Genomic DNA, 20,973 nt, shown 5'->3' with positions numbered 1-20,973 from the left:
CTCAGGCGGTGTCGGCGAGGGTGCCGAGGTAGAGCTGGATGACCTTCGGGTCCTTCATGAGCTCCCGCCCGGTGCCCGTGTACGCGTCCTTGCCCTGGTCCAGCACGTAGGCGCGGTCGCAGATCTGCAGGCAGCGGCGGGCGTTCTGCTCCACCATGATCACGGAGACACCGGCCCTGTTGATCTCGTGGACGCGGAGGAACGTCTCGTCCTGCTTGACGGGGGAGAGCCCAGCGGACGGCTCGTCCAGCAGCAGCACCGCGGGGTCCATCATGAGCGCACGGCCCATGGCGACCATCTGGCGCTCGCCGCCCGACAGCGAGCCGGCCCGCTGGGCCTTCCGCTTCCCCAGTTCGGGGAAGAGGCCGGTCACGAAGTCGAAGCGCTCCTTGAAGTCCTTCGGCCGCTGGTACATGCCCATCTGGAGGTTCTCCTCGATGGTCAGCGTTCCGAAGACGTTGTTGTTCTGCGGCACGAAGCCGACGCCGCGGCTCACGAGCCGGTTCGCCTTCAGGCCGGTGAGGTCCTGGCCGCGCACCACGACGGTCCCCGAGTGGACCTTGACGAGGCCGAACATCGCCTTCAGGAGCGTCGACTTGCCGGCTCCGTTCGGACCGATGATGCCGATCAGCTCACCACGGCGGGCCTCGATGCTGCAGCCGTTCAGGATGTTCACGCCGGGGATGTAGCCTGCGACGAGGTCGGTGACCTTGACCACCGAGTTCCCCTCGAATTCCTCTCTCACTTCGTCTCCTCATCCTTGTGCTGGAGGCCGGCGGCATGGGCGCCCCCGACCTCGGTGACGCCGTGGCCGAGGATGCCCTCGTTCTCGGTGCCGACGACCGATGCGTCGTCGTGGGCGAGCTCCTCCTCGAGGCGCTCGATGCCGGTGTCGTCACCGAGATCGACGTCGTGGTGGGCGCCGAGGTAGGCGTCGATGACGGCCTGGTCCTTCATGACGATGTCCGGGGGTCCCTCCGCGACGACCTTGCCCTCCGCCATGACCACCACCCAGTCGGCGATGTGGCGGACCATGTGCATGTCGTGCTCGACGAAGAGGACGGTCATGCCCTCGGCCTTGAGGTTCTTGATGTGGTCGAGGAGCGATTGCGTCAGCGCGGGGTTGACCCCCGCCATGGGCTCGTCGAGCATCACGAGGCGAGGCCGGACCATGAGCGCCCGCGCCATCTCGAGGAGCTTGCGCTGCCCGCCCGAGAGCGAGGCAGCGTAGTCGTCGCGCTTGGTGTCGAGCTTGAATTTGGCCAGCAGCACCTCTGCCTGCTGGGTGATCTCCCGCTCACGCCCGCCCCAGATGCCCTTGAAGAGGGCACGGGCCAGGCTCTCACCGGGCTGGTCCGTGGCGCCCAGCCGCATGTTCTCCATGACGGTGAGCTTGCCCATGACCTTGGTGAGCTGGAACGTGCGGACCATACCCATGCGGGCCACCTTGTGCGAGGCGACCTTGGCGAGGGGCTTGCCGTCGAATTCCCAGTCCCCGCTGTTGGGCACGTCGAAGCCGGTCAGCAGGTTGAACAGCGTGGTCTTGCCGGCTCCGTTGGGGCCGATCAGCGCGGTGATCTTGTGCCGGGGGATCTCGAGGTGCTCGACGTCGACGGCATTGATGCCGCCGAAGCTTCGCGTGACGTTGCGGGCGACGACGATGGGGTCGCGCTTGCGGCACCCCGGTCCCGCCGTGCCGGTCGTGATCGGCTCGGAGTCCGTCATGTGGTCGCGTTCGGGGGAGACGGTGTCGCTCGAAGCCGTGTCCCGAGGGACGGCTCCTCCCGCGGCGTCGACCGGGGCGTGTGCCGCGTGGGCACCGCCTGTACCCGGCGTGCCGTCGGTGCCGGGTGTGTTCTCACTGTGGCTGGAGGTCATGCGAACGCCAACTCCTTCTTGTTACCCAGGACGCCCTGCGGCCTGAAGACCATGAGCAGCATCAGTGCCACACCCACGAGGATGTAGCGCAGCTGTCCCGCCTGCGCGTTGGACAGGAACGTGATGGCGCCGACCTCGATCGCGCCGTACAGGAGTCCCTGCGTCAATGAGAGCACCACCCAGAAGATCATCGCCCCGATGACCGGTCCGAGGACAGTGGCCAGGCCGCCGAGGAGGAGGCAGGTGTAGAGGAAGAACGTCAGCTCGGTCGCGTAGTTGGCAGGCTGCACGGCGCCGCGGGGCAGCGTGAAGATGATGCCCGCGAGGGAGCCGAGCACACCGCCGATCACGAGGGCCTGCATCTTGTAGGCGTAGACGTTCTTGCCGAGCGAGCGCACGGCGTTCTCGTCCTCGCGGATGCCCTTGAGCACGCGGCCCCAGGGGCTGCGCATCAGGAGCCAGACGACGAGGCACGCGATGATGACGACCGTCCAGCCAACGATGCGGATCCAGAAGTCCCGCTCGTTCATGCCCAGGGGGCCGATGTTGTACCTGCCCGGTGGGAACGGGTTGAGCCCGTAGAAACCGCCTTCGAAGGCCGCCAGGCCGTTCGCGGAACCCGTGACGTCCGTGAGTCCGTTGGTCGTCACGATGTAGCGGATGATCTCTGCCGCCGCGATCGTCACGATGGCCAGGTAGTCCGCCCGGAGGCGCAGTGTGGGGATGCCCAGCACGATCGCGAACACCACCGAGGACAGCAGCGCCACGAGGACGGCGACGGGCAGCGGGGCATTGAAGCTGAGCGTCGAGATGGCGTAGCCGTACGCGCCGACGGCCATGAATCCGGCCTGCCCGAAGTTCAGGAGGCCCGAGTAGCCGAAGTGGACGGCGAGCCCGAGCGCGGCGAGGGCGTAGGCCGCCGTCGTCGGGCTGATCAGTTCGCCGAACGCGTTGATGAGGATGTTTCCGAAGTCCATGAAGAGCCCCTAACCTATGCGCTCACGGCGGCCGAGGATACCCTGCGGCCGGAACAGGAGCACGAGAATCATGATCAGCAGCGCTCCCACATATTTGAGGTCTGCCTCGAGCCAGATCGTGGAGATCTCCACGAAGAGCCCTACGATGATGGATCCGACGAGTGCGCCGAACACGGTGCCCAGGCCGCCGAGCGTGACGCCGGCGAAGATGAGCAGCAGGATCTGCTGGCCCATGTTGTAGGACACCCCGGGGCGGTAGTAGGCCCACAGGACGCCGCCCAGGGCGGCGAGCATGCCGCCGATGACCCAGACGATGCGGATGACCCGGTCCACGTCGATGCCGGAGGCGGCGGCGAGAGCGGGGTTGTCGGCGACGGCGCGGGTGGCCTTGCCGATCCGGGTACGGAGCAGCAGGAACGCGACCGCCAGGATGATCACGAGGCTCACGATCAGGGACGTCAGGTTGTTGCGGGAGATCGCCACGGATCCCATCTCGATGATCGCGCTCTGCGAACCGGGCAGCTGCTGCGTCGCGCCGCCGAAGAAGAACTGGATGATGTAGCGCAGTGCGAGGGCGAAGCCGATGCTCACGATCATCATCGGCACAAGGCCCGTGCCGCGGCGCCGCAGGGGCTTCCACAGCCCGGCGTCCTGCACGTAGCCGAGGAGTCCGCCACCGAGGACGGCGAGCACGATCGAGACCGCGATCGGGAGTCCGGCGCCCGCGAAGGCGAAGGCCAGGACGGCGCCGATGGTCACCATCTCGCCGTGTGCGAAGTTGGTGAGGCCCGTGGTGCCGAAGATGAGGGAGAGGCCGACGGCGCTCAGCGCCAGGAGCAGGCCGAAGCTGAATCCTGCCAGCGCGCGCTCCGCGAGCGTGTCCAGGAAGGATGCCTGCTGGGAGACGATGCCCTCGCCGAAGAGGAAGAGCGTGGTCGCGCTCGACGTATTGGCGAACGTCACCTCGCGCGGGTTCTGCTGGCCTTCCGCGAGGGCGACGCCCTCGGGGAGCGTCTCCTCGTCGATCGCCACTTCATAGGTGCCCTGCTCGGGTACGTCGATGCTCCAGGCGCCGTTGGGGCCCGAGGTGGTCTCACCCTCGAAGCCGTTGCCTGTCGCCGTGACCGTCACGTCGGCGATGGGACCGTCGACACCGCGGAGTACGCCGCCGATCGAGTAGTCGAACTCGGAGGCCTGGACGCTCGAGGCGGCCTGGATCTGGTGTATTCCAGGGACGGGCGGCTGGGGGGACGCGTGCGCGGCAGGGGCACCGAGCAGCACGGTGGCCAGGAGGCCGAGCACCAGCAGCAGGGGTCTCCTGATCCGCGCAGGCGTCAATAGGGGAAACAAGATGGGAACCTCCACGGTGGGGGCAGGCCCGGCGGCGGGCGCCGGGATCAACAGTTGTGACGAGTGTCACGGGCGTGGGGCTCATGTTACTAGCGGCATGTTTCGGCATTTCGCAAAAGCATCCGACAGAGGTAGCAATTCGGTAACGAAAGTTTTACCCAGCCGCCTCGGTGTTGTAATTCCGCTCCCGGGTGGCCTGCGGCCGCCGCCTGTACGGGAACAAAAATCCGCCTGATCCGTTGGAATTGGTAGGGTTGCAGGACACTCAGCCCCCTAATGGAGGACGAACAGAAATGGCACTTGGCGGTAATCCGGTACTCAACGGGAAGGCCTTCCGTTCCGCTACCCGAGGCAACCAAATGGCGGGATACGGCACTGCGACGTACGCGGGCCAGACGATCGCCAACCAGCAGCAGCTGGAGCACATGTACAACCAGCCCTCCGCAGGGCCTGCGCAGACGGGACGCATGACGTTCGACGACGTCATCGTCAAGACACTGCTGTGCTTGGGCATCGTGCTGCTGGGTGCCGCGGTTCCGGCGTTCCTCGTTCCGGGCCTCGCCGTTCCGCTGATGGTGGTCGGTGCGCTCGGCGGGTTCGTGCTCGGCCTCGTGAACTCCTTCAAGCGTGAGCCGTCGCCCGCGCTGATCCTGACCTACGCCGGGCTCGAGGGCCTGTTCCTCGGCGGACTCACCATGTTCTTCGAGGCCATGTTCCCGGGCATCGCCCTGCAGGCACTGCTCGGAACGCTCATCGTCTTCGGTGTCACACTGGCCCTGTTCAAGAGCGGCAAGGTACGGGCCACTCCGAAGGCCATGAAGTTCTTCCTGATCGCGATGGTCAGCTACGCGCTGTTCTCGCTGGTCAACCTCGGCATGATGGTCTTCGGCGCGACGGACAGCATGTTCGGCATGCGTGACTTCGAGATCTTCGGCATCCCCGTCGGCGTCCTGATCGGCATCGTCGCCATCGGGCTGGCGGCCTTCTCGCTCATCATCGACTTCACGTCGATCAGCGAGGGAGTCCGCCACGGCGCTCCGCAGAAGTACTCGTGGACGGCGGCGTTCGGGCTCACCGTGACGCTCGTCTGGCTCTACGTCGAGATCCTGCGTGTCCTCGCGATCCTTCGTGGCGACGACTGATCCAGGACGACTGATCCAGGTCGACTGATCTGACCGGATCCGTTCCGAACGGTGTCCGATCGAAAGCAGAACGAAGGGGCCCGCAACCGTCCGGTTGCGGGCCCCTTCGTGTGTGTGACGCCGACCGTCAGGCGGGTGGTCCTCAGGCGATCCGGGCTGCACCCGCACCGGGCAGGACGCTGAAGATGACCGGTGCCCTGAATCCGGCGGCATCGAACGCGTCCTGCACCGCCTCACGGATGGCAGGTACGTCGTCGACCCGCGCCAGGGCGATGGCGGATCCGCCGAAACCGCCGCCCGTCATGCGGGCACCGAGAGCGCCGGCGCTGAGCGCCGCCTCCACCGCCGTGTCCAGTTCGGCGCAGGAGATCTCGAAGTCGTCGCGCATCGACGCGTGGCTGGCGACGAGGAGGGATCCGAGGTCGGTCGGTCCCTTGGACGTCAGGACCTGCACGGTGTCCTCGACGCGCGCGTTCTCCGTCACGACGTGCCGCACACGCCGGAACGTCTCTTCGTCGAGCATGCCGGCCGCTGCGGCGAGGTCCTTGACGGACAGGTCGCGCAGCGAGGGCACGCTCATCAGCTCGGCGCCGAGTTCGCAGGAGCGGCGGCGCGCCGCATACCCACCGGTCGCGTGGGAGTGGCTGACGCGGGTGTCGATGACCATCAGCTCCAGTCCGGCACCCTCCAGGTCGAGGGGGACGAGCCGGGAATCGCCGGATCGGCAGTCGAGGAAGACGGCGTGCCCGGGCTCACCGAGCAGGGATGCCGACTGGTCCATGATGCCGGTGGGCGCCCCGACCATGCGGTTCTCCGCGAGCTGCCCGATCACCGCGAGTTCCCGCCGGGAGACGCCCGCCTCCGAGAGTTCGTTGACGGCGACGGCGACGGAGCATTCGAGCGCCGCGGACGAGGAGAGGCCCGCACCGACGGGTACGGACGAATCGACGAGGATGTCCATCCCGGGGCAGCGGTACCCCGACTGCTCCATGGCCCACAGGACGCCGAGGGGATAGGCCGCCCAGCCCTTCACGCTGCCCTCCTCGAGGGCGTCGAGGTCGGCGGTCACGGGATCGTCGTCGGGCGCGAAGGTGGATGCGACCCGGACGGTCCGGTCGGGACGGACGGCCGCGGCGACCGTCGTCGAGTGGCGGATGGCGAACGGCAGCACGAAGCCGCCGTTGTAGTCGGTGTGCTCACCGATGACATTCACGCGTCCCGGGGCGGACCACAGGCCGTCCGGTTCGCTGCCGAAGCGGTCGGTGAAGGCGGCTGCGAGGTCGAGGGGGGTGGTCATGCGGAGTCCTTCCGGGCTGCGGGAGTCGCGGTGCGGAGTGCCTCCGCGACCGTCTCCGGGGTGGTGTCGTTGATGAAGGCCCCCATGGCGGCCTCCGAGCCCGCCAGGAACTTCAGCTTGTCGGCGGCCCTGCGCGGGGAGGTCAGCTGGAGGTGCAGGTAGCTTGCCGGCCGGAGGACGTCGTCGATCGGAGCCTGCTGCCAGGCCGCGATGTACGGCGTGGGAGTCGGGTAGAGGGCATCGAGCCTGCCGAGAAGGTCCAGGTAGACGGTGGTGAGCTCGTCGCGCTCCGCGTCCGTCAGGCCGGCGAGGTCGGCCACCTGGCGATGGGGGACCAGGTGCACCTCGAGGGGCCAGCGGGCCGCGAAGGGGACGAAGGCGCTGAAGTGCTCGCCCTCGATCACCATGCGCTCGCCGGAACTCCGCTCCGAGGAGAGGGCGTGGCCCATCAGTGTCTGCTTCCCCCCGGAGGCCTCGAAGAATGCGGCCGCCCTCGCCGCGAGCACCGCAGCGCGGGGCGGGATGAACGGATACGCGTAGATCTGCCCGTGCGGGTGCAGCAGGGTGACGCCGATGTCGGCGCCGCGGTTCTCGAAGCAGAAGACCTGTTTGATGCCGGGCATCGCGGACAGGGCCTCGGTGCGCTGGGCCCATGCGTCGACCACGGTCCGGGCCCGCTCGGGGCTCAGGGAGCCGAAGGAGCCCTCGTGGGCGGAGTCGAACGCGACCACCTCGCACCGCCCGTACGCCGTCGCCGTCGTACCCCAGGAGGGATCGCCCGGGAGGCTGCCCAGATCCGGGCCGAACGAGGAGAAGCGGTTCTCGAACACCACGACCTCGTAGTCCGCTGCAGGGATCTCGGAGAGGTTGGCGGGCGTGGTGGGGCACAGCGGGCACTGGTCCGCGGGGGGCAGGTGCGTGCGCGACTGGCGGTGCGCCGCGACGGCGATCCACTCGCCGGTCAGCGCGTCGTACCGCGCCGTGCCGGCCGGGCCGCGGGGCGGCAGGCCTCGGGCGTCGGTTGTCGCCGTCGCGTCCCGGTGCCGCGCCGCACTGTCTTCCCTCGCGTCGAAGTAGATCAGCTCGCGCCCGTCGGAGAGGCGGGTCGGGGTGATGGAGGTCATGGGCGCTCTTCCAGGTGGGGGTCGGGGACGGGGTCGCGGAGGATCCGGGTGAGCGCGGCGTACTCGGCGCCGGGCTGGGAGTCGGTGACGAGGGCGGCAGCGGCGTCGAGCGGGGCGACCCGGGCGAGGCTCACGACGCCGATCTTCGTCGCGTCCGCGAGGATGACGAGCTTGCCGCAGGTACGGGCGAAGGCCTGGTTCGTGTCGGCTTCCGCCAGGTTGGGAGTGGTGATCCCCGCGGCCGCGTCCACGCCGTGTGCTCCCATGAAGCACAGGTCAGCCCGGAGGGAGGCGATGGTGCTCGTGGCGAGGGGCCCGACGAGCGCCTTCGACGGCGTGAGTTCTCCGCCCGACAGCAGCACCCGGGGTGCACCGTCCTGTGCCGATGCGGCGTTCAGGCGGTGGAGTTCGTCCGCCAGGGGGAGGGAGTTGGTGATGACGGTCAGTCCCCGCACGCGTGTCAGGAGGGGAGCCAGGGCGTAGGTCGTGGTGCCGCCCGTGATGGAGACCGTCATGCCGGGAACCAGGAGGGAGACGGCCGTGGCTGCGATGCCCTGCTTGGCCCGGCCGCCCCGGCTCCGGTTGGCGTCGAAACCGGGCTCCACGGAACTCAGGCTGCCGGGGCGTACGGCTCCGCCGTGCACGCGCACCAGGGCGCCCCGGGACTCGAGGACGTCGATGTCCCGGCGCACGGTCATCTCCGAGACCCCCAGCGCGAGTGCGACGTCGCTGACCCGGATCGCGGAGTGGTGGGCGAGGCGCTCGAGGATGGCTGCATGGCGCTCTGCGGCGAGCATGATCCTCCTGGCGGGACGGAACGGGGCGGGACGGAACGGGACGAATGCGCGAAATGAACGAGTCCGCACTAAAGCGAACAAAACCTATCACAGAAGCAGGTCGACAGGAATGGAACGGTCAGGACCGCGCATCGGCAGCGGTAGCATCGCTCCATGACTCCGTCGACTCCCCGTCCGGCAAGCGGCACCAACTTCACCCTGAGGGCCGGTTCCTCGACCGCCGTCGTCGCCAGCCTCGCCGCGGCCCTGAGGTCCTACGAGTGCGGCGGTGTCGCCCTCACCGAGACCTGGGGGGACGGCGACATCCCTGCGGGTGGTGGCGGCATCCTCCTGGCGCCCTGGCCCAACCGCGTGGCGGGCGGTCGCTGGACCCTGCACGGCAAGGAGCAGCAGCTCGACATCACCGAGCCGTCGAAGGGCAACGCCAGCCACGGGCTCCTCCGCAACACCGGCTACCGGGCCGTCGACACCGGTCCGGCCGGCGTGGTCCTCGAGGCCGAGGTGTTCCCGCAGCACGGGTACCCCTTCCACCTGCTGCATCGGGCCACCTACAGCCTCACCGAGCAGCAGCTCACCGTCACCCAGGAGCTCACGAACTTCTCGGCGGAAGCCGCTCCCTTCGCGCTGGGTGCGCATCCCTACCTCAAGATCTCCGACGTCCCCACCGAGGAGCTCACACTGACGATCCTCGCGGACGAGGTATTCGAGTCGGACGACCGGTCCATTCCCACGGGCAAGCGTCCCGTGTCCGGGCAGGACGATCTCCGGAACGGCCGGCGGATCGGCGACCTCCGGCTGGATGCGGCGTTCACCGGACTCGGGATCGTCGAGGGCCGGCACGAGCACGTCCTGTCGGCGCCGGACGGCCGGCGCGTCACCCTCTGGGCCGAGGAATCCTTCGCGTACGCGCATGTCTACGTGAGCACGAGCTATCCCGGCGTGAGCAGGGCGGTGGCCATCGAACCGATGACCGCGCCCGCGGACGCCTTCAATTCGGGGGAGGGCCTCCGCTGGCTCGAACCGGGGGCTTCCTTCTCGGCGAGGTGGGGCATACTGCCAGCTCTCGGATAGGGGCCCTCCAGTCTTCTATGGAAAGATTGGGTCATGCAGCGTCTCCGCGGAGCGAAACCCCAGCGCGCCCTCCAGCGTGCCGTGAGCCGCGGAGCTGCCGCGCTGCCGGAGCCGTTGCCACAGCAGCCTGCCGCCCCCCGGCGGCCGCCGCGATCCGATGACCGTTCCGACGTCCCCTTCGCGCTGCGCGTCGCTGCGTCCTGGTCCTGGCGGCTGGGGCTCGTCGTCGTCGTCGGGGGCGTGCTGATCTACCTGCTCAGCCAGGTCTCCCTCCTCGTCATCCCGCTCATGATCGCCGGGCTGCTCGCCGCCCTGCTCCTGCCGCTCAAGAACGCGCTCCGACGCCGGCGGGTGCCGAACGGGCTGGCGGTGGCCGCTACGCTCCTCGGGTTCTTCGGCCTCATCACCGCCGCCCTCCTCCTCGTCGGCAGCCAGCTCGCGCTCGGGCTGTCCAGCCTCTGGGGAGAGGCCCGCGCCGGGAGCCAGCAGATGCTCGACTGGCTGGCCCAGGGGCCGCTGCAGCTCACCGCGACCCAGATCGACCAGTACCTCCAGGACATCGGGGACGCGCTCCAGAACAACAGCGCCTCGATCCTCAACGGAGCGCTGTCCTTCGGGACGACGGCGGGCCACGTCGGTGCCGGGACGCTGCTCACCGTGTTCGCGCTGATCTTCTTCCTGCTCGACGGCGGACGCATCTGGCGCTTCGTCGTCGGGCTCGCGCCGCTGCCGGCCCGCGCGGCGCTGGACGGTGCCGGCCGCAGGGGCTGGATGTCGATGGCCAGCTACGTCCGCGTCCAGATGCTCGTCGCGGCCGTCGACGCCGTCGGCATCGGTGTCGGGGCCGCCGTCATCGGCGTCCCGCTCGCGCTGCCCCTCGGCGTCCTCGTCTTCATCGGGTCCTTCATCCCGATCGTCGGCGCGCTCGCCACGGGGTCCGTCGCGGTCCTGCTCGCGCTGGTCGCCAACGGGTGGGTCAACGCCCTCGTGATGCTCGTGATCGTTCTGCTGGTCCAGCAGCTCGAGGGCCACGTCCTCCAGCCGCTCATCATGGGACCGGCCGTCGCTCTGCACCCGCTCGCCGTCGTCCTCGCGGTCGCCGGCGGAACACTGCTGGCAGGCATCCCCGGCGCGCTCTTCTCCGTCCCGCTCCTGGCGGTCCTCAACACCTCCGTACGCTATATCGCGCAACGGGCCTGGGAATACGACCCGGTCGTCGCGCGGGAGCACCGGCCCGATCAGGGAGGGTACGGCATTAGCGGGCCGGTGACCGCGGGACATCCCGCGTCGCCGGCCAGCACCCCGGACCCCTACCCCGCGCAGCCGGCGCCAGCCCTTCAGGAAGAGACCACCCCGTGACCGAGCAATCCGTAGCCACCCCCACGACCGACCCCGGAACCGACCCCGGGACCGTCTCCGCAAGCGCGGCGAACGCTCCCGCGACCACCACCGTGCCGGATTTTCCCCCCGCGACCGATCTCCCGGTGACACTCGCCGACGTCGAGGCCGCGCACCGGACGCTCGAGGGCGTCATCGCCCGTACCCCCATCGAGCAGTCGCGCGCCCTTGGACGACTCACCGGATCGACGGTCTCCTTCAAGTGCGAGAACCTGCAGCGCGCCGGTTCCTTCAAGGTCCGCGGTGCCTACAACCGGATGGCGAAGCTCAGCGAGGCCGAGCGTGCCCGCGGGGTCGTCGCGGCATCGGCGGGCAACCACGCGCAGGGCGTGGCCGTGGCCGCGTCCCGGCTCGGCATCGCCGCGCGCATCTACATGCCCCTGGGCGTCGCACTGCCCAAGCTGGCTGCGACGCGCGGGCATGGGGCGGAAGTGGTGCTGCACGGGCACAACGTCGACGAGGCACTCGCCGAGGCGAAGAGGTACGCCGACGAGACCGGGGCGGTGTTCGTCCACCCGTTCGACAACGTGGACGTGGTGGCGGGCCAGGGGACCATCGGCCTCGAGATCCTCGAGCAGGTCCCGGACGTCGACACCATCCTCATGGGAGTGGGTGGCGGCGGGCTGCTCGCGGGCGTGGCCGTGGCCGTCAAGGCCCGGGCCAAGGAGCTGGGCCGGGAGATCCGCATCATCGGGGTGCAGGCGGAGAACGCCGCCGCGTACCCGCCGTCCCTTGCCGCCGACGCCCTCGTGCCGCTGACCAAGGTCTCGACCATCGCGGACGGCATCGCCGTCGGGCGGCCCGGCCAGCTACCGTTCTCGATCATCCGCGAACTCGTGGACGACGTCGTGACCGTCAGCGAGGATTCGCTCGCTCGGGCGCTCATCTTCCTGCTGGAGCGTTCGAAGATGGTCGTGGAGCCTGCCGGGGCCGTGGGCGTGGCGGCCCTCCTCGACGGGAAGCTGACGGAGAACGGAGCAGACCCGGGCAACACCGTGGTGGTGCTCTCCGGCGGCAACATCGATCCGATGCTGATGCTCAAGGTCATCCAGCGCGGCCTCGCGGCAGCCGGCCGGTACCTCGTGGTGCGCATGCTGCTCGACGACCGGCCCGGTTCACTCGCCACGATCTCGCGGATCATCGCCGAATCGGATGCGAACGTCACCGGCGTGGACCACACGAGAGTGGGCGGGTCGATCAGCATGGGCGATGTCGCGATCACCATCAACATGGAGACCAAGGGCCACGAGCACTGCGAGCAGGTCCTCAGCAACCTGCGCGCCGAGGGCTTCCAGCCGGTGGTCATCCAGGGCTGAGGAGCGGCAGTGACGCCCCTCGCACGCCGGGCGCAGGCGGGCCTCGTGACCGTCGTCGGCCTCGTCGCCCTGATGTGGGCGGTGTTCCTGCTGAACCTCGTCCTCGGAAACGTCCTCGTCCGGACGTTCGGGATCGCACCGCGGCGCGTGGACGGGCTCGACGGCGTCGTGTTCGCCCCGCTGCTGCACGGGGGGATCGGCCACCTGGCCAGTAACACGCTGCCCTTGCTCGTCCTCGGGTTCCTCGCCTTTCTGGAGGGAGCACGGCGCTTCCTCGTGGCCATCGGCACGAGCTGGGTCGCCTCGGGGCTGGGGACCTGGCTGTTCGGTGGTGGCCTGACCATCGGCGCCTCGGGCGTGGTCTTCGGCCTCTTCACCTACCTGATCACGCGCGGCTTCTACAACCGGGACTGGAAGCAGATCCTGCTCGCCGTCGTCCTGTTCGCCGGCTACGGGTCCATCCTGTGGGGCATCCTGCCGATCGTCGGTTCCTCCATCTCCTGGCAGGCACACCTCTTCGGGGCGCTCGGCGGGATCCTCGCCGCCTTCCTGCTCAAACGGAAGCGGCCCGTCCCCGGAGGGACGGACCGCTTCCGGTTCGGTGCCTAGCGCTCAGCCCGCGTACGGCGTGGCCGAGAGGATCTCGACGGTGATCTGCTTGCCGTTGGGTGCGGCGTAGGTGACGGTGTCGCCGGCCTTCTTGCCCTGGATGGCCGCGCCCAGCGGGGACTTCTCGCTGTAGACGTCGATGTCCGTGTCGCCGGCCACCTCGCGGCTGCCGAGCAGGAAGTTCTCCACGTCGCCCGCGATCTTCGCGGAGACCATCATGCCGGGTTCGACGACGCCGTTGTCCGCGGGAGCCTCACCGACGTGCGCGTTGTTCAGCAGGTGGGTGAGCTGGCGGATACGGGCCTCGGCCTTGCCCTGCTCCTCCTTGGCGGCGTGGTACCCGCCGTTCTCCTTGAGATCGCCCTCGGAGCGGGCCTGCTCGATACGGGCGACGATCTCGGTGCGGCCGGGACCCGACAGGTGCTCCAGCTCGCTCTTGAGCCGGTTGTAGGACTCCTGCGTGAGCCAGGCGACAGGTGCACTGTTAGTGGACACGGGATAACTCCTTAGGTACGGCCGCCGCCGGCATCGGCGGGGCTCATGGTCACTCGACCGGGCAATGGCGGGGCCATTGTCACCGGCAAGCAAACACCCCGCCTCGTGGGACCGGAAGGCCGGTACGCCGGTGAAGCGGGGCGATACGTATCCCTCAAGTCTAGAGGGGGGAGGGCCATAACCCAAGAAGGATCCGCGGGCCCCGCTCAGTCCTCAACGATCCAGCAGGCGTTCACGCCGCCCGACACGGCGGGCGAGTCGGTGCGCACGTCGGCGCGGTGCGCCGTGGTGCCGCCGTTGTTCGCGCCTTCACCGGCACTGTTCGGGCCGATGGTCACGACCTTCCAGCCGACCACCGCGTAGTTCTCGCTCAGCGCCTGCACGGCGCACTGGGCAGTGGCCGTGCGGTCCTTCGTCACCTCGAAGTCGACACTCGCCCGGCTGTCCGAGGTGAGCGAGAACCCGACGTCCTTGGAGGAGACGCCCGGGCTCCCGGAGGTCAGGGCGACGGCGGCTATCGCCGCCACGGCAGCGAGGAGCACCGCAACCAGCAGCATCCGCACCCGACCGATCGGCTTCTTCGGCTTTGGGGCGCCGTAGCGATTGGCTACTCTTGGTGTTGGCGTATAGGCGGAGCTCACGCTGTTATTTTACCGTCCGCCCGGCGCGGCCTCCTCCGGCCGCCGTCCTTCCCCCGCAGAGCCAGGAGCACGTGTTGCCGAACCAGGATCATCCCCGTGTGTCCCGTGAGGGCTTCCGCCTTCTTGCGGTCCACGCCCACCCCGACGACGAGTCGAGCAAGGGTGCTGCCACCATGTCCAGCTATGTCGCGGCGGGAGCAGAGGTGATGGTCGCGACCTGCACCGGGGGTGAGCGCGGCGACATCCTCAATGCGGCCATGGACGACGACCCCCATGCGAAGCGCGACCTCCCGGGCCTGCGAAGGATCGAGATGGCGCGCGCGGTCGCCGAACTCGGGGTGCAGCAGAGGTGGCTCGGCTTCACCGACTCCGGTCTGCCCGAGGGTGACCCGCTCCCGGATCTCCCCTTCGGCTGCTTCGCCCTCCAGCCCCTCGAGCGGGCGGCCGCCCCCCTCGTGAAACTGGTGCGGGAGTTCCGCCCGCACGTGATCATCAGCTACGACGAGAACGGCGGGTACCCGCACCCAGACCACATCATGGCGCACCGTATCGCCGTCGAAGCGTTCGACGCCGCAGCGGACCCGGAGCGGTACCCGGGAACCGGCGAGGCGTGGAGCGCGTCGAAGCTCTACTACGACCGTGCATTCAACCCGGAGCGCTTCCGCGCGCTGCACTTCGCCCTCGAGGAGGCCGGCCTGCAGTCTCCGTACGCCGAGCGGCTAGCACAGTGGCTCGAGGCGGACGCCGAAGGCCATCAGCCCCCGCCCCCGGCCCACCCCACCACCACGCAGATCGACTGCGGCGACTACTTCGGGCACCGTGAGCGGGCCCTCCTCGCGCACCGGACGCAGGTCGACCCCGACGGCTTCTTCTTCGCCGTGTCGGTCGAGCTGCAGCAGAAGGTGTGGCCGTGGGAGGACTACTCCCTCATCACGTCGCGGGTCGAGTCGCCGCTGCCCGAGGACGACTTCTTCACGGGCATCGCGCCCTGATCCGAAGTCCACGCGGAATTTCTATCCCGCGTAGAATTGCAGGCGGCGGGCCATCGGAATCCGCCGTGAGCTTCGAAAGTGGTGCATGCGTGGTGCTTACCCTCAACCTGGCTGCAACGACGACGCCGTCGGGAGATCCGACGCTGCGGCCGGACCTCGATCCGTCGTCCGTGACGCCCGGGACCCTGGGCTTCCTGGCGACACTGTTCGTCGTCGTCGTGGTGATCTTCCTGATCCGGGACATGACCAAGCGCATCCGCAGGGTCCGGTACACCGCCGAGGTGCAGCAGGCCCGGGTGCAGCGCGGGGCCGCGGACGGCGGGTCCGTTCCGCCGGCGGAAGCGGGCGACGCCGGGCAGCGTCGACTGCAGGGCCCGGACGGGAACGACCTGCGCAGGCCCGGCGGGGAGCACGGACCGGACAACCGCTGAACGGACGCCGTCCCCGCGGACACGGGGGAGCGTGACGGCCTCAGGTGGCGGTCGTCGGTTCCGCCGACGGAGGGATCGCGGCCGGTCGTAGTCCGGCGAGGCGCCGTCGGCCGGGCGGGGAGGCGCCTGCTGACGCTAGGTGTGGACCGGATGGAGGACGGCGAGCATGATCGCGACGAAGTGCGCGGCGAACGCGGCCACCGTGAAGGCGTGGAAGAGCTCGTGGAAGCCGAACACGCGTAGCGAAAAGTTGGGGCGCTTGATCCCATAGAACACCGCTCCGGCGATGTAGAAGGCCCCGCCGACGCAGATCAGTGTCGCGGCGGGGGCGTTCGCCGCGAAGAAGTCGGGCATGTAGAACACGGAGCCGAGCCCCAGTGCCACGTAGATCGGTACGTAGAGCCAGCGCGGGGCGTCGACCCACAGGTTCCGGAACAGCACGCCGGCGATCGCGCCGCCCCAGATGATCCAGAGGAGGATCTCCGCCCGTCCACGCTCCAGCAGGGCCCATGCCAGCGGAGTGTAGGAACCTGCGATCACGAGCATGATGTTCGTGTGGTCCAGGCGCTTCAGGACCACCTTCACGCGCGGGCTCCAGTTGCCCCGGTGGTAGACCGCGCTCACGCCGAAGAGCAGGACGCCGGTCAGGGCGTAGATGGCGGACGCGATCCTGAGTCCCGGAGTCGGTGCCAGGACCACCAGGACGATCCCCGCAGCGACCGCGAGTGGAGTGGCGACGGCGTGGATCCAGCCGCGCCAGAGCGGCTTGGTCGCCATCGCATCCGCCAGGGGTCCTGCCACCGATTCGACGGCGTCCCCGAGTGTCCTGTCGCGGCCGCCGGCGGGTTCCGAGGGGCCCGGTCCGGAGGTCGGATGGCGCGAGGTCATGTCCGGATTCTAGCCCAGGCGCCCGAGGGTCACCGCCGGATTCCCGCGGAGAATGAGGGAGCTCACAGGGCAGGAGACGGGGTTGTCGACGGGGCCGATAATTATGGCCGATGCCGTCAATACAGCCTGTTGTCAGGCAACTGCCGGTACGGTAGGAAAAGGCATCCGGGGCGCAGGCGTTCCGCATCGAGAATTCCTCCGGCCGGGCCGGAGCTGGACCAGGGGAGGGCAGCCGGGCGTGACGTGGAAGTTCCCCGAAGTCGGCTACAGCTTCTACGAGCGCAGGTTGCAGCGCAATCTCGCGCCCGAGCGCATCCCGCACCACATCGGCGTCATGGTGGACGGCAACCGTCGCTGGGCGAAGCTCGCGGGCGCGCCCACGAGTCACGGGCACCAGGCGGGCGCCGACAAGATCCACGAATTCCTCGGCTGGTGCGAGGAACTCGGCGTCGACGTCGTGACGCTCTACATGCTGTCCACCGACAACATGGGCCGGCCCCAGGAGGAGATCGACCAGCTCCTCGACATCATCGCCAACACCCTGGACAGGCTGGGCGAGAGCAACCGGGTACGAGTCCAGCCCGTGGGCGCCCTCGACCTGCTGCCGCGGGACCTGAGCGAGAAGCTCACCAGCCTCGCGGCGTCCACGGAGAAGATCGACGGGCTCCACGTCAATGTGGCGGTGGGCTACGGAGGGCGGCGGGAGATCGTCGACGCCGTTAAGGAACTGATGCGCGACGCCGCGGAGAAGGGCATGTCGCTCGAGACCCTGGCCGAGGAACTGACGGACCAGCACATCTCGTCCTTCCTCTACACCCGCGGCCAGCAGGACCCGGACCTGGTCATCCGGACCTCCGGCGAGCAGCGGCTGTCCGGTTTCCTCATGTGGCAGAGCGCGTACAGCGAGTTCTATTTCTGCGAGGCCCTATGGCCGGATTTCAGGCGCGTCGACTTCCTGCGGGCCCTCCGCGACTTCGGCCGCAGGCAGCGGCGGTTCGGCTCCTGAGTGTTCACCAGTTCGTAACAATAACCATGCGAAAAAGGACTGCGTCGGGCTCCACGACGGCGTAGGGTCAGTCCATCGACGGGAGTCCGAATCCGTCGATGGAAGGCCGCTGATGACGCCGACGGTGCTGACAGGCATCTCGTACGAGTCGGGGAGGCCGCGCCCGGCCTCCAGGCCGGAGCGATCCACCCCAACCCTACGAATTCGGGGTGTGCTCACCCCGGAGCGGAGTCCACGTGGCTATACCCAACACCTCCCGGCAGGACGCCACCACCGGTACCCCCGACGCAGCTGGTGCCGTGTCGGCTGAGGACCACGACGCAGCGGCGGCCCGCCGCAGCTACGTCATCGACACCTCGGTGCTGTTGTCCGATCCCCGCGCCATCCTGCGGTTCGCGGAACACGAAGTGGTCCTTCCCGTCGTCGTCATCTCCGAACTCGAGGGCAAGCGCCACGACCCGGAACTCGGCTACTTCGCACGGAAGGCACTCCGGCTGCTGGACGACCTCAGGGTCGAGAACGGTGGACTCGACAGGGCCGTTCCCCTCGGTGAGGAGGGCGGGACGCTGCGCGTCGAGCTGAACCACGTGTCGCCCGAGGTGCTCCCCGTGGGGTTCCGGAGCGGTGACAACGACTCCCGGATCCTCGCGGTCGCCAAGAACCTCGCCGTCGAGGGGCGCGATGTCACGGTCGTCTCGAAGGACCTGCCGATGCGAGTGAAGGCCTCGGCGATGGGCCTGCAGGCCGACGAGTACCGCAACGAGTTCGTCAAGGACTCGGGCTGGACGGGCGTGGCGGAGCTCGATGCCACGGCCGAGGAGGTCAACGCGCTGTACGACCACCAGGCGGTCTTCTCCCCGGCCGGGGCGGAGCAGCCCGTCAACACGGGCGTCATCATGCTCTCCCCGCGGGGGTCGGCTCTGGGCCGCGTCGGCGCGGACAAGCAGATCCGGCTGGTGCGCGGCGACCGCGACGTCTTCGGACTGCACGGACGCTCGGCGGAGCAGCGGCTGGCGATCGACCTGCTCATGGACCCCGACGTGGGAATCGTGTCCCTCGGCGGACGCGCGGGAACCGGCAAGTCGGCCCTGGCACTGTGCGCCGGCCTCGAGGCCGTCCTCGAGCGGCGCGAGCACCGCAAGGTCGTCGTCTTCCGCCCCCTCTACGCCGTGGGCGGCCAGGAACTCGGCTACCTGCCCGGCAGCGAGAACGAGAAGATGAACCCGTGGGCCCAGGCGGTCTTCGACACGCTCGGAGCCCTCGTCTCGCAGGAGGTCATGGAGGAGGTCATGGACCGCGGCATGCTGGAGGTGCTGCCGCTCACCCACATCCGCGGGCGCAGCCTGCACGACTCCTTCGTGATCGTCGACGAAGCGCAGTCCCTCGAGAAGAACGTGCTCCTCACGGTCATGAGCCGCATCGGGCAGAACTCCAAGATCGTCCTCACGCACGACGTCGCCCAGCGGGACAACCTGCGCGTGGGGCGCCACGACGGGATCGCGGCCGTGGTCGAGATCCTCAAGGGGCATCCCCTCTTCGGCCACGTCACACTGACCCGCTCGGAGCGCTCGCCCATAGCGGCCCTCGTCACCGAGTTGCTGGAGGGGACGGAGATCTAGGAGGCGTCGGAGGCCCCGCTCCGGCGGGGCCTCCGGCTGTCTCGGTTGTGCCAGCCGCCTTGGCTGGTGCAGGGAAGCGCGGGAAGGGTCAGCCGACGACCCAGGGCACGTGCCTGCTGACGTCGCTCAGCTCGGGAGGAGCAGCCCGGAAGTAGTCATCGGTGAGGTACTCGTCCACGCCGAGAACGAAGAGGTCGTGCCCGGCGCCCCGCGACGGGCCGTCGAGGGCCGTCGTCGACACGCACACCGCCGTGCCGGCATCGATGACCACACGGGTCCGGCCCTCGCCCACGAGCGGCCGGCCCGGCGCCGTGGGTACAAAGGACGCATTGGGCCGGACGGTGGCGGCGAGGACGGGCCTGCCGGCGAACGTCTCCTCGGCGAGGTCCTCCACGTCGACGCGGTTCGCGCCGGGGAACACCATGGAAACCGGCGCATTGCCGGCGAGTTCCACAGGGTCGAGCATCGAGGACCAGCGCGGGTCGCCGAAGGCCGCCTCGCCGTAGGCCGCTTCGGGCCGCCGCCGTACGAGGCCGGCGTGGTCGTACACGGGGGTCACGAGCCGCGGAGGAAGGAGCCACGACTTCCGCGTCGCGCTCACGTACAGTGCGTCGCGGGAGGTCTCGGTGCCCGTCGTCGAGTGGAGCAGCGAGCCGTCGGCCGCCTCCACGCGCAACGCCGCGGGCCTGCGCAGCCACGCCTTGAGGGGTGGCGGCGTATCGATGCCGGAGTCCGACGGCGCACGCCAGGTGATGGTGAACCGCAGGGTCTCCCAGCACCAGGGGGAGGAGCGGCAGAGCGAGCGGAAGGTCTCCTCGGAACTGGTACCGGAACTGCTCTGGGCCGCCATTTCCACAGTGTAACCGGACCCCTGTCGCGGCATCAGGGCCGTGGCGTACCGTAGGCCGCGTGATCCCCGTCCTCGCCGGGTACCGGGGCGAAGAGCCCGTCGCCTTCGTCCTCCTCGCCGTCGCGCTCGCCGCCTTCGTCGTGGTCGGGGTGCGGCTGGGCCTGGTCGACTGGCGGACGCACCGGCTGCCCGACAGCATCACCCTTCCGTCCTACCCCGCCGCCGTCCTCCTGCTCGGCGCCGCGGCCGGTGCCGCAGGGGAGTGGTACCGCATCGGAGGGATGCTCGCCGGGGGTGCATCCCTGGGGGCGGGCTTCGGGGCACTGCACCTGCTGCATCGGCGTGGGCTGGGCTTCGGCGACGTCAAGCTCGCCGGGCTGCTGGGCCTCTATCTCGGCTTCGCCGGCTGGCCGGAGGTGTGGTGGGGGCCTTTCCTCGCCGTCGTGCTGGGCGGTCTCTGGAGTCTGGCGCTCGTCACCGCACGCCGGGCCACACTCCGCTCCCCGGTGGCGTTCGGGCCCTTCCTCATCGCCGGAACCGCGCTGGCCCTTGCTGTACTAGGGTGAAAACCATGCCTACCCCGGAGTTCGTCGTCGCCCTGCGCCGCAAGATCGGCCACGACCCGCTCTGGCTCCCCGGGGTCGGGGGCGTCGTCTTCAACGACGAGGGGCACGTGCTCCTCGGGCAGCGCTCGGACAACGGCCGATGGACCATCATCACCGGGATGGTCGATCCCGGTGAGGAACCTGCCGTGGCGTTGCAGCGGGAGGTCCTGGAGGAGACCGGCGTCGTCGTCGAGGTCGAGTACCTGCTCGACACGTCGGTCGTGGGCCCGATCACCTATCCCAACGGTGACGTGTGCACCTTCCTCACCCTCGACTTCCGGTGCCGCTGGATCAGCGGGACTGCTCGCGTGAATGACGACGAATCCCTCGACGTTCGCTGGTTCCCGCTGGACGACCTCCCGGAGCTCAACGCGCGGCACCTCCGGCTGGTGCAGGGCGCGGGCGGGTTCGACGGCGTCACCCGCTTCGTCAGCTGACCACCGCGCCCTCTTCCTGAACGCCCTCGGAACACGGCCGGCCCGGCAGT

General features: G+C 69.1%; 22 protein-coding genes. 11 read left to right on the top strand and 11 right to left on the bottom strand.

What is annotated here, in order from left to right:
- Position 1: 1 nt before the first annotated feature.
- From ACX80J_RS11695 to ACX80J_RS11680, 4 genes are all read right to left on the bottom strand, one after another.
- Complete coding sequence (locus ACX80J_RS11695; protein WP_459345110.1) at positions 2 to 745, bottom strand: ABC transporter ATP-binding protein; 744 nt, start codon at positions 743 to 745, stop codon at positions 2 to 4.
- Positions 742 to 1,725, bottom strand: a complete 984-nt coding sequence (locus tag ACX80J_RS11690; protein WP_459347924.1) for an ABC transporter ATP-binding protein — start codon at positions 1,723 to 1,725, stop codon at positions 742 to 744. The genes ACX80J_RS11695 and ACX80J_RS11690 overlap by 4 nt, the downstream gene beginning before the upstream one ends.
- A 149-nt stretch (positions 1,726 to 1,874) precedes the next feature.
- Positions 1,875 to 2,855 carry a branched-chain amino acid ABC transporter permease gene (locus tag ACX80J_RS11685; protein WP_459345111.1) on the bottom strand — a complete coding sequence of 327 codons (981 nt, stop codon included), beginning with the start codon at positions 2,853 to 2,855 and terminating at the stop codon, positions 1,875 to 1,877.
- A gap of 9 nt (positions 2,856 to 2,864) precedes the next feature.
- On the bottom strand, positions 2,865 to 4,205 hold the full coding sequence (locus ACX80J_RS11680; protein WP_459345112.1) for a branched-chain amino acid ABC transporter permease: 1,341 nt from the start codon (positions 4,203 to 4,205) through the stop codon (positions 2,865 to 2,867).
- A gap of 293 nt (positions 4,206 to 4,498) precedes the next feature.
- Between ACX80J_RS11680 and ACX80J_RS11675 the strand changes: the two genes are divergently transcribed.
- Positions 4,499 to 5,347 (top strand): Bax inhibitor-1/YccA family protein, encoded by an 849-nt coding sequence (locus ACX80J_RS11675; RefSeq protein WP_459347875.1) that lies wholly within the window; start codon positions 4,499 to 4,501, stop codon positions 5,345 to 5,347.
- Between the two features lie 142 nt (positions 5,348 to 5,489).
- Here ACX80J_RS11675 and galK read toward each other — a convergent pair whose 3' ends face one another.
- From galK to ACX80J_RS11660, 3 genes are read right to left on the bottom strand one after another with little or no spacing between them, the layout of a single operon-like run.
- A complete protein-coding gene (gene galK / locus ACX80J_RS11670) occupies positions 5,490 to 6,644 on the bottom strand; it encodes a galactokinase (RefSeq protein ID WP_459347874.1) in 1,155 nt (384 codons plus the stop codon).
- Entirely contained in the window at positions 6,641 to 7,768 is a 1,128-nt protein-coding gene (gene galT / locus ACX80J_RS11665; protein ID WP_459347873.1) for a galactose-1-phosphate uridylyltransferase, read from the bottom strand. Before galT ends, galK begins: the two co-directional genes overlap by 4 nt.
- Positions 7,765 to 8,565: a DeoR/GlpR family DNA-binding transcription regulator gene (locus ACX80J_RS11660; protein WP_459345116.1), complete on the bottom strand. Its 801-nt coding sequence runs from the start codon at positions 8,563 to 8,565 to the stop codon at positions 7,765 to 7,767. Before ACX80J_RS11660 ends, galT begins: the two co-directional genes overlap by 4 nt.
- A gap of 153 nt (positions 8,566 to 8,718) precedes the next feature.
- Between ACX80J_RS11660 and ACX80J_RS11655 the strand changes: the two genes are divergently transcribed.
- The 4 genes from ACX80J_RS11655 (at position 8,719) to ACX80J_RS11640 (ending at position 12,959) form a co-directional block, all read left to right on the top strand.
- Positions 8,719 to 9,636 carry an aldose 1-epimerase family protein gene (locus tag ACX80J_RS11655; RefSeq protein WP_459347872.1) on the top strand — a complete coding sequence of 306 codons (918 nt, stop codon included), beginning with the start codon at positions 8,719 to 8,721 and terminating at the stop codon, positions 9,634 to 9,636.
- 33 nt (positions 9,637 to 9,669) lie between these two features.
- Positions 9,670 to 10,995, top strand: coding sequence for an AI-2E family transporter (locus tag ACX80J_RS11650; protein ID WP_459347871.1), 1,326 nt, complete (start codon positions 9,670 to 9,672; stop codon positions 10,993 to 10,995).
- A gap of 92 nt (positions 10,996 to 11,087) precedes the next feature.
- Positions 11,088 to 12,350 carry a threonine ammonia-lyase gene (gene ilvA, locus ACX80J_RS11645; protein ID WP_459347923.1) on the top strand — a complete coding sequence of 421 codons (1,263 nt, stop codon included), beginning with the start codon at positions 11,088 to 11,090 and terminating at the stop codon, positions 12,348 to 12,350.
- A gap of 9 nt (positions 12,351 to 12,359) precedes the next feature.
- Positions 12,360 to 12,959 (top strand): rhomboid family intramembrane serine protease, encoded by a 600-nt coding sequence (locus tag ACX80J_RS11640; RefSeq protein ID WP_459347870.1) that lies wholly within the window; start codon positions 12,360 to 12,362, stop codon positions 12,957 to 12,959.
- Between the two features lie 3 nt (positions 12,960 to 12,962).
- Here ACX80J_RS11640 and greA read toward each other — a convergent pair whose 3' ends face one another.
- On the bottom strand, positions 12,963 to 13,454 hold the full coding sequence (gene greA, locus ACX80J_RS11635; protein WP_459345120.1) for a transcription elongation factor GreA: 492 nt from the start codon (positions 13,452 to 13,454) through the stop codon (positions 12,963 to 12,965).
- Between the two features lie 206 nt (positions 13,455 to 13,660).
- The gene (locus tag ACX80J_RS11630; protein ID WP_459345121.1) at positions 13,661 to 14,095 is read right to left on the bottom strand and encodes a DUF4307 domain-containing protein; all 435 of its coding nucleotides are present in this window, start codon (positions 14,093 to 14,095) and stop codon (positions 13,661 to 13,663) included.
- A 74-nt stretch (positions 14,096 to 14,169) separates the two neighbouring features.
- On the opposite strand from ACX80J_RS11630, the gene mca reads away from it, so the two are divergent.
- The gene (gene mca / locus ACX80J_RS11625) at positions 14,170 to 15,087 is read left to right on the top strand and encodes a mycothiol conjugate amidase Mca (RefSeq protein WP_459347869.1); all 918 of its coding nucleotides are present in this window, start codon (positions 14,170 to 14,172) and stop codon (positions 15,085 to 15,087) included.
- 65 nt (positions 15,088 to 15,152) lie between these two features.
- A complete protein-coding gene (locus ACX80J_RS11620) occupies positions 15,153 to 15,518 on the top strand; it encodes a hypothetical protein (RefSeq protein ID WP_459347868.1) in 366 nt (121 codons plus the stop codon).
- A gap of 135 nt (positions 15,519 to 15,653) precedes the next feature.
- On the opposite strand, the gene trhA is transcribed toward ACX80J_RS11620, so the two are convergent.
- Positions 15,654 to 16,295, bottom strand: a complete 642-nt coding sequence (gene trhA, locus ACX80J_RS11615) for a PAQR family membrane homeostasis protein TrhA (protein WP_459345165.1) — start codon at positions 16,293 to 16,295, stop codon at positions 15,654 to 15,656.
- A gap of 349 nt (positions 16,296 to 16,644) precedes the next feature.
- On the opposite strand from trhA, the gene ACX80J_RS11610 reads away from it, so the two are divergent.
- Both ACX80J_RS11610 and ACX80J_RS11605 read left to right on the top strand, forming a co-directional pair.
- A complete protein-coding gene (locus tag ACX80J_RS11610; protein WP_459345124.1) occupies positions 16,645 to 17,412 on the top strand; it encodes an isoprenyl transferase in 768 nt (255 codons plus the stop codon).
- Positions 17,413 to 17,711: 299 nt separating this feature from the next.
- Positions 17,712 to 19,031: a PhoH family protein gene (locus tag ACX80J_RS11605; RefSeq protein WP_459345166.1), complete on the top strand. Its 1,320-nt coding sequence runs from the start codon at positions 17,712 to 17,714 to the stop codon at positions 19,029 to 19,031.
- A gap of 88 nt (positions 19,032 to 19,119) precedes the next feature.
- Here ACX80J_RS11605 and ACX80J_RS11600 read toward each other — a convergent pair whose 3' ends face one another.
- Entirely contained in the window at positions 19,120 to 19,881 is a 762-nt protein-coding gene (locus tag ACX80J_RS11600; RefSeq protein ID WP_459347867.1) for a hypothetical protein, read from the bottom strand.
- 59 nt (positions 19,882 to 19,940) lie between these two features.
- Here ACX80J_RS11600 and ACX80J_RS11595 point away from each other — a divergent pair, with 59 nt between their 5' ends.
- Both ACX80J_RS11595 and ACX80J_RS11590 read left to right on the top strand, forming a co-directional pair.
- Positions 19,941 to 20,447 (top strand): prepilin peptidase, encoded by a 507-nt coding sequence (locus tag ACX80J_RS11595; protein WP_459345126.1) that lies wholly within the window; start codon positions 19,941 to 19,943, stop codon positions 20,445 to 20,447.
- 5 nt (positions 20,448 to 20,452) lie between these two features.
- The gene (locus tag ACX80J_RS11590; protein WP_459345127.1) at positions 20,453 to 20,923 is read left to right on the top strand and encodes an NUDIX hydrolase; all 471 of its coding nucleotides are present in this window, start codon (positions 20,453 to 20,455) and stop codon (positions 20,921 to 20,923) included.
- Positions 20,924 to 20,973 lie beyond the last annotated feature (50 nt).

Source organism: Arthrobacter rhamnosi, assembly GCF_054510975.1.
Note: the sequence above shows the minus strand (reverse complement) of the source record. Positions and strands in the feature narration are given on the sequence as shown.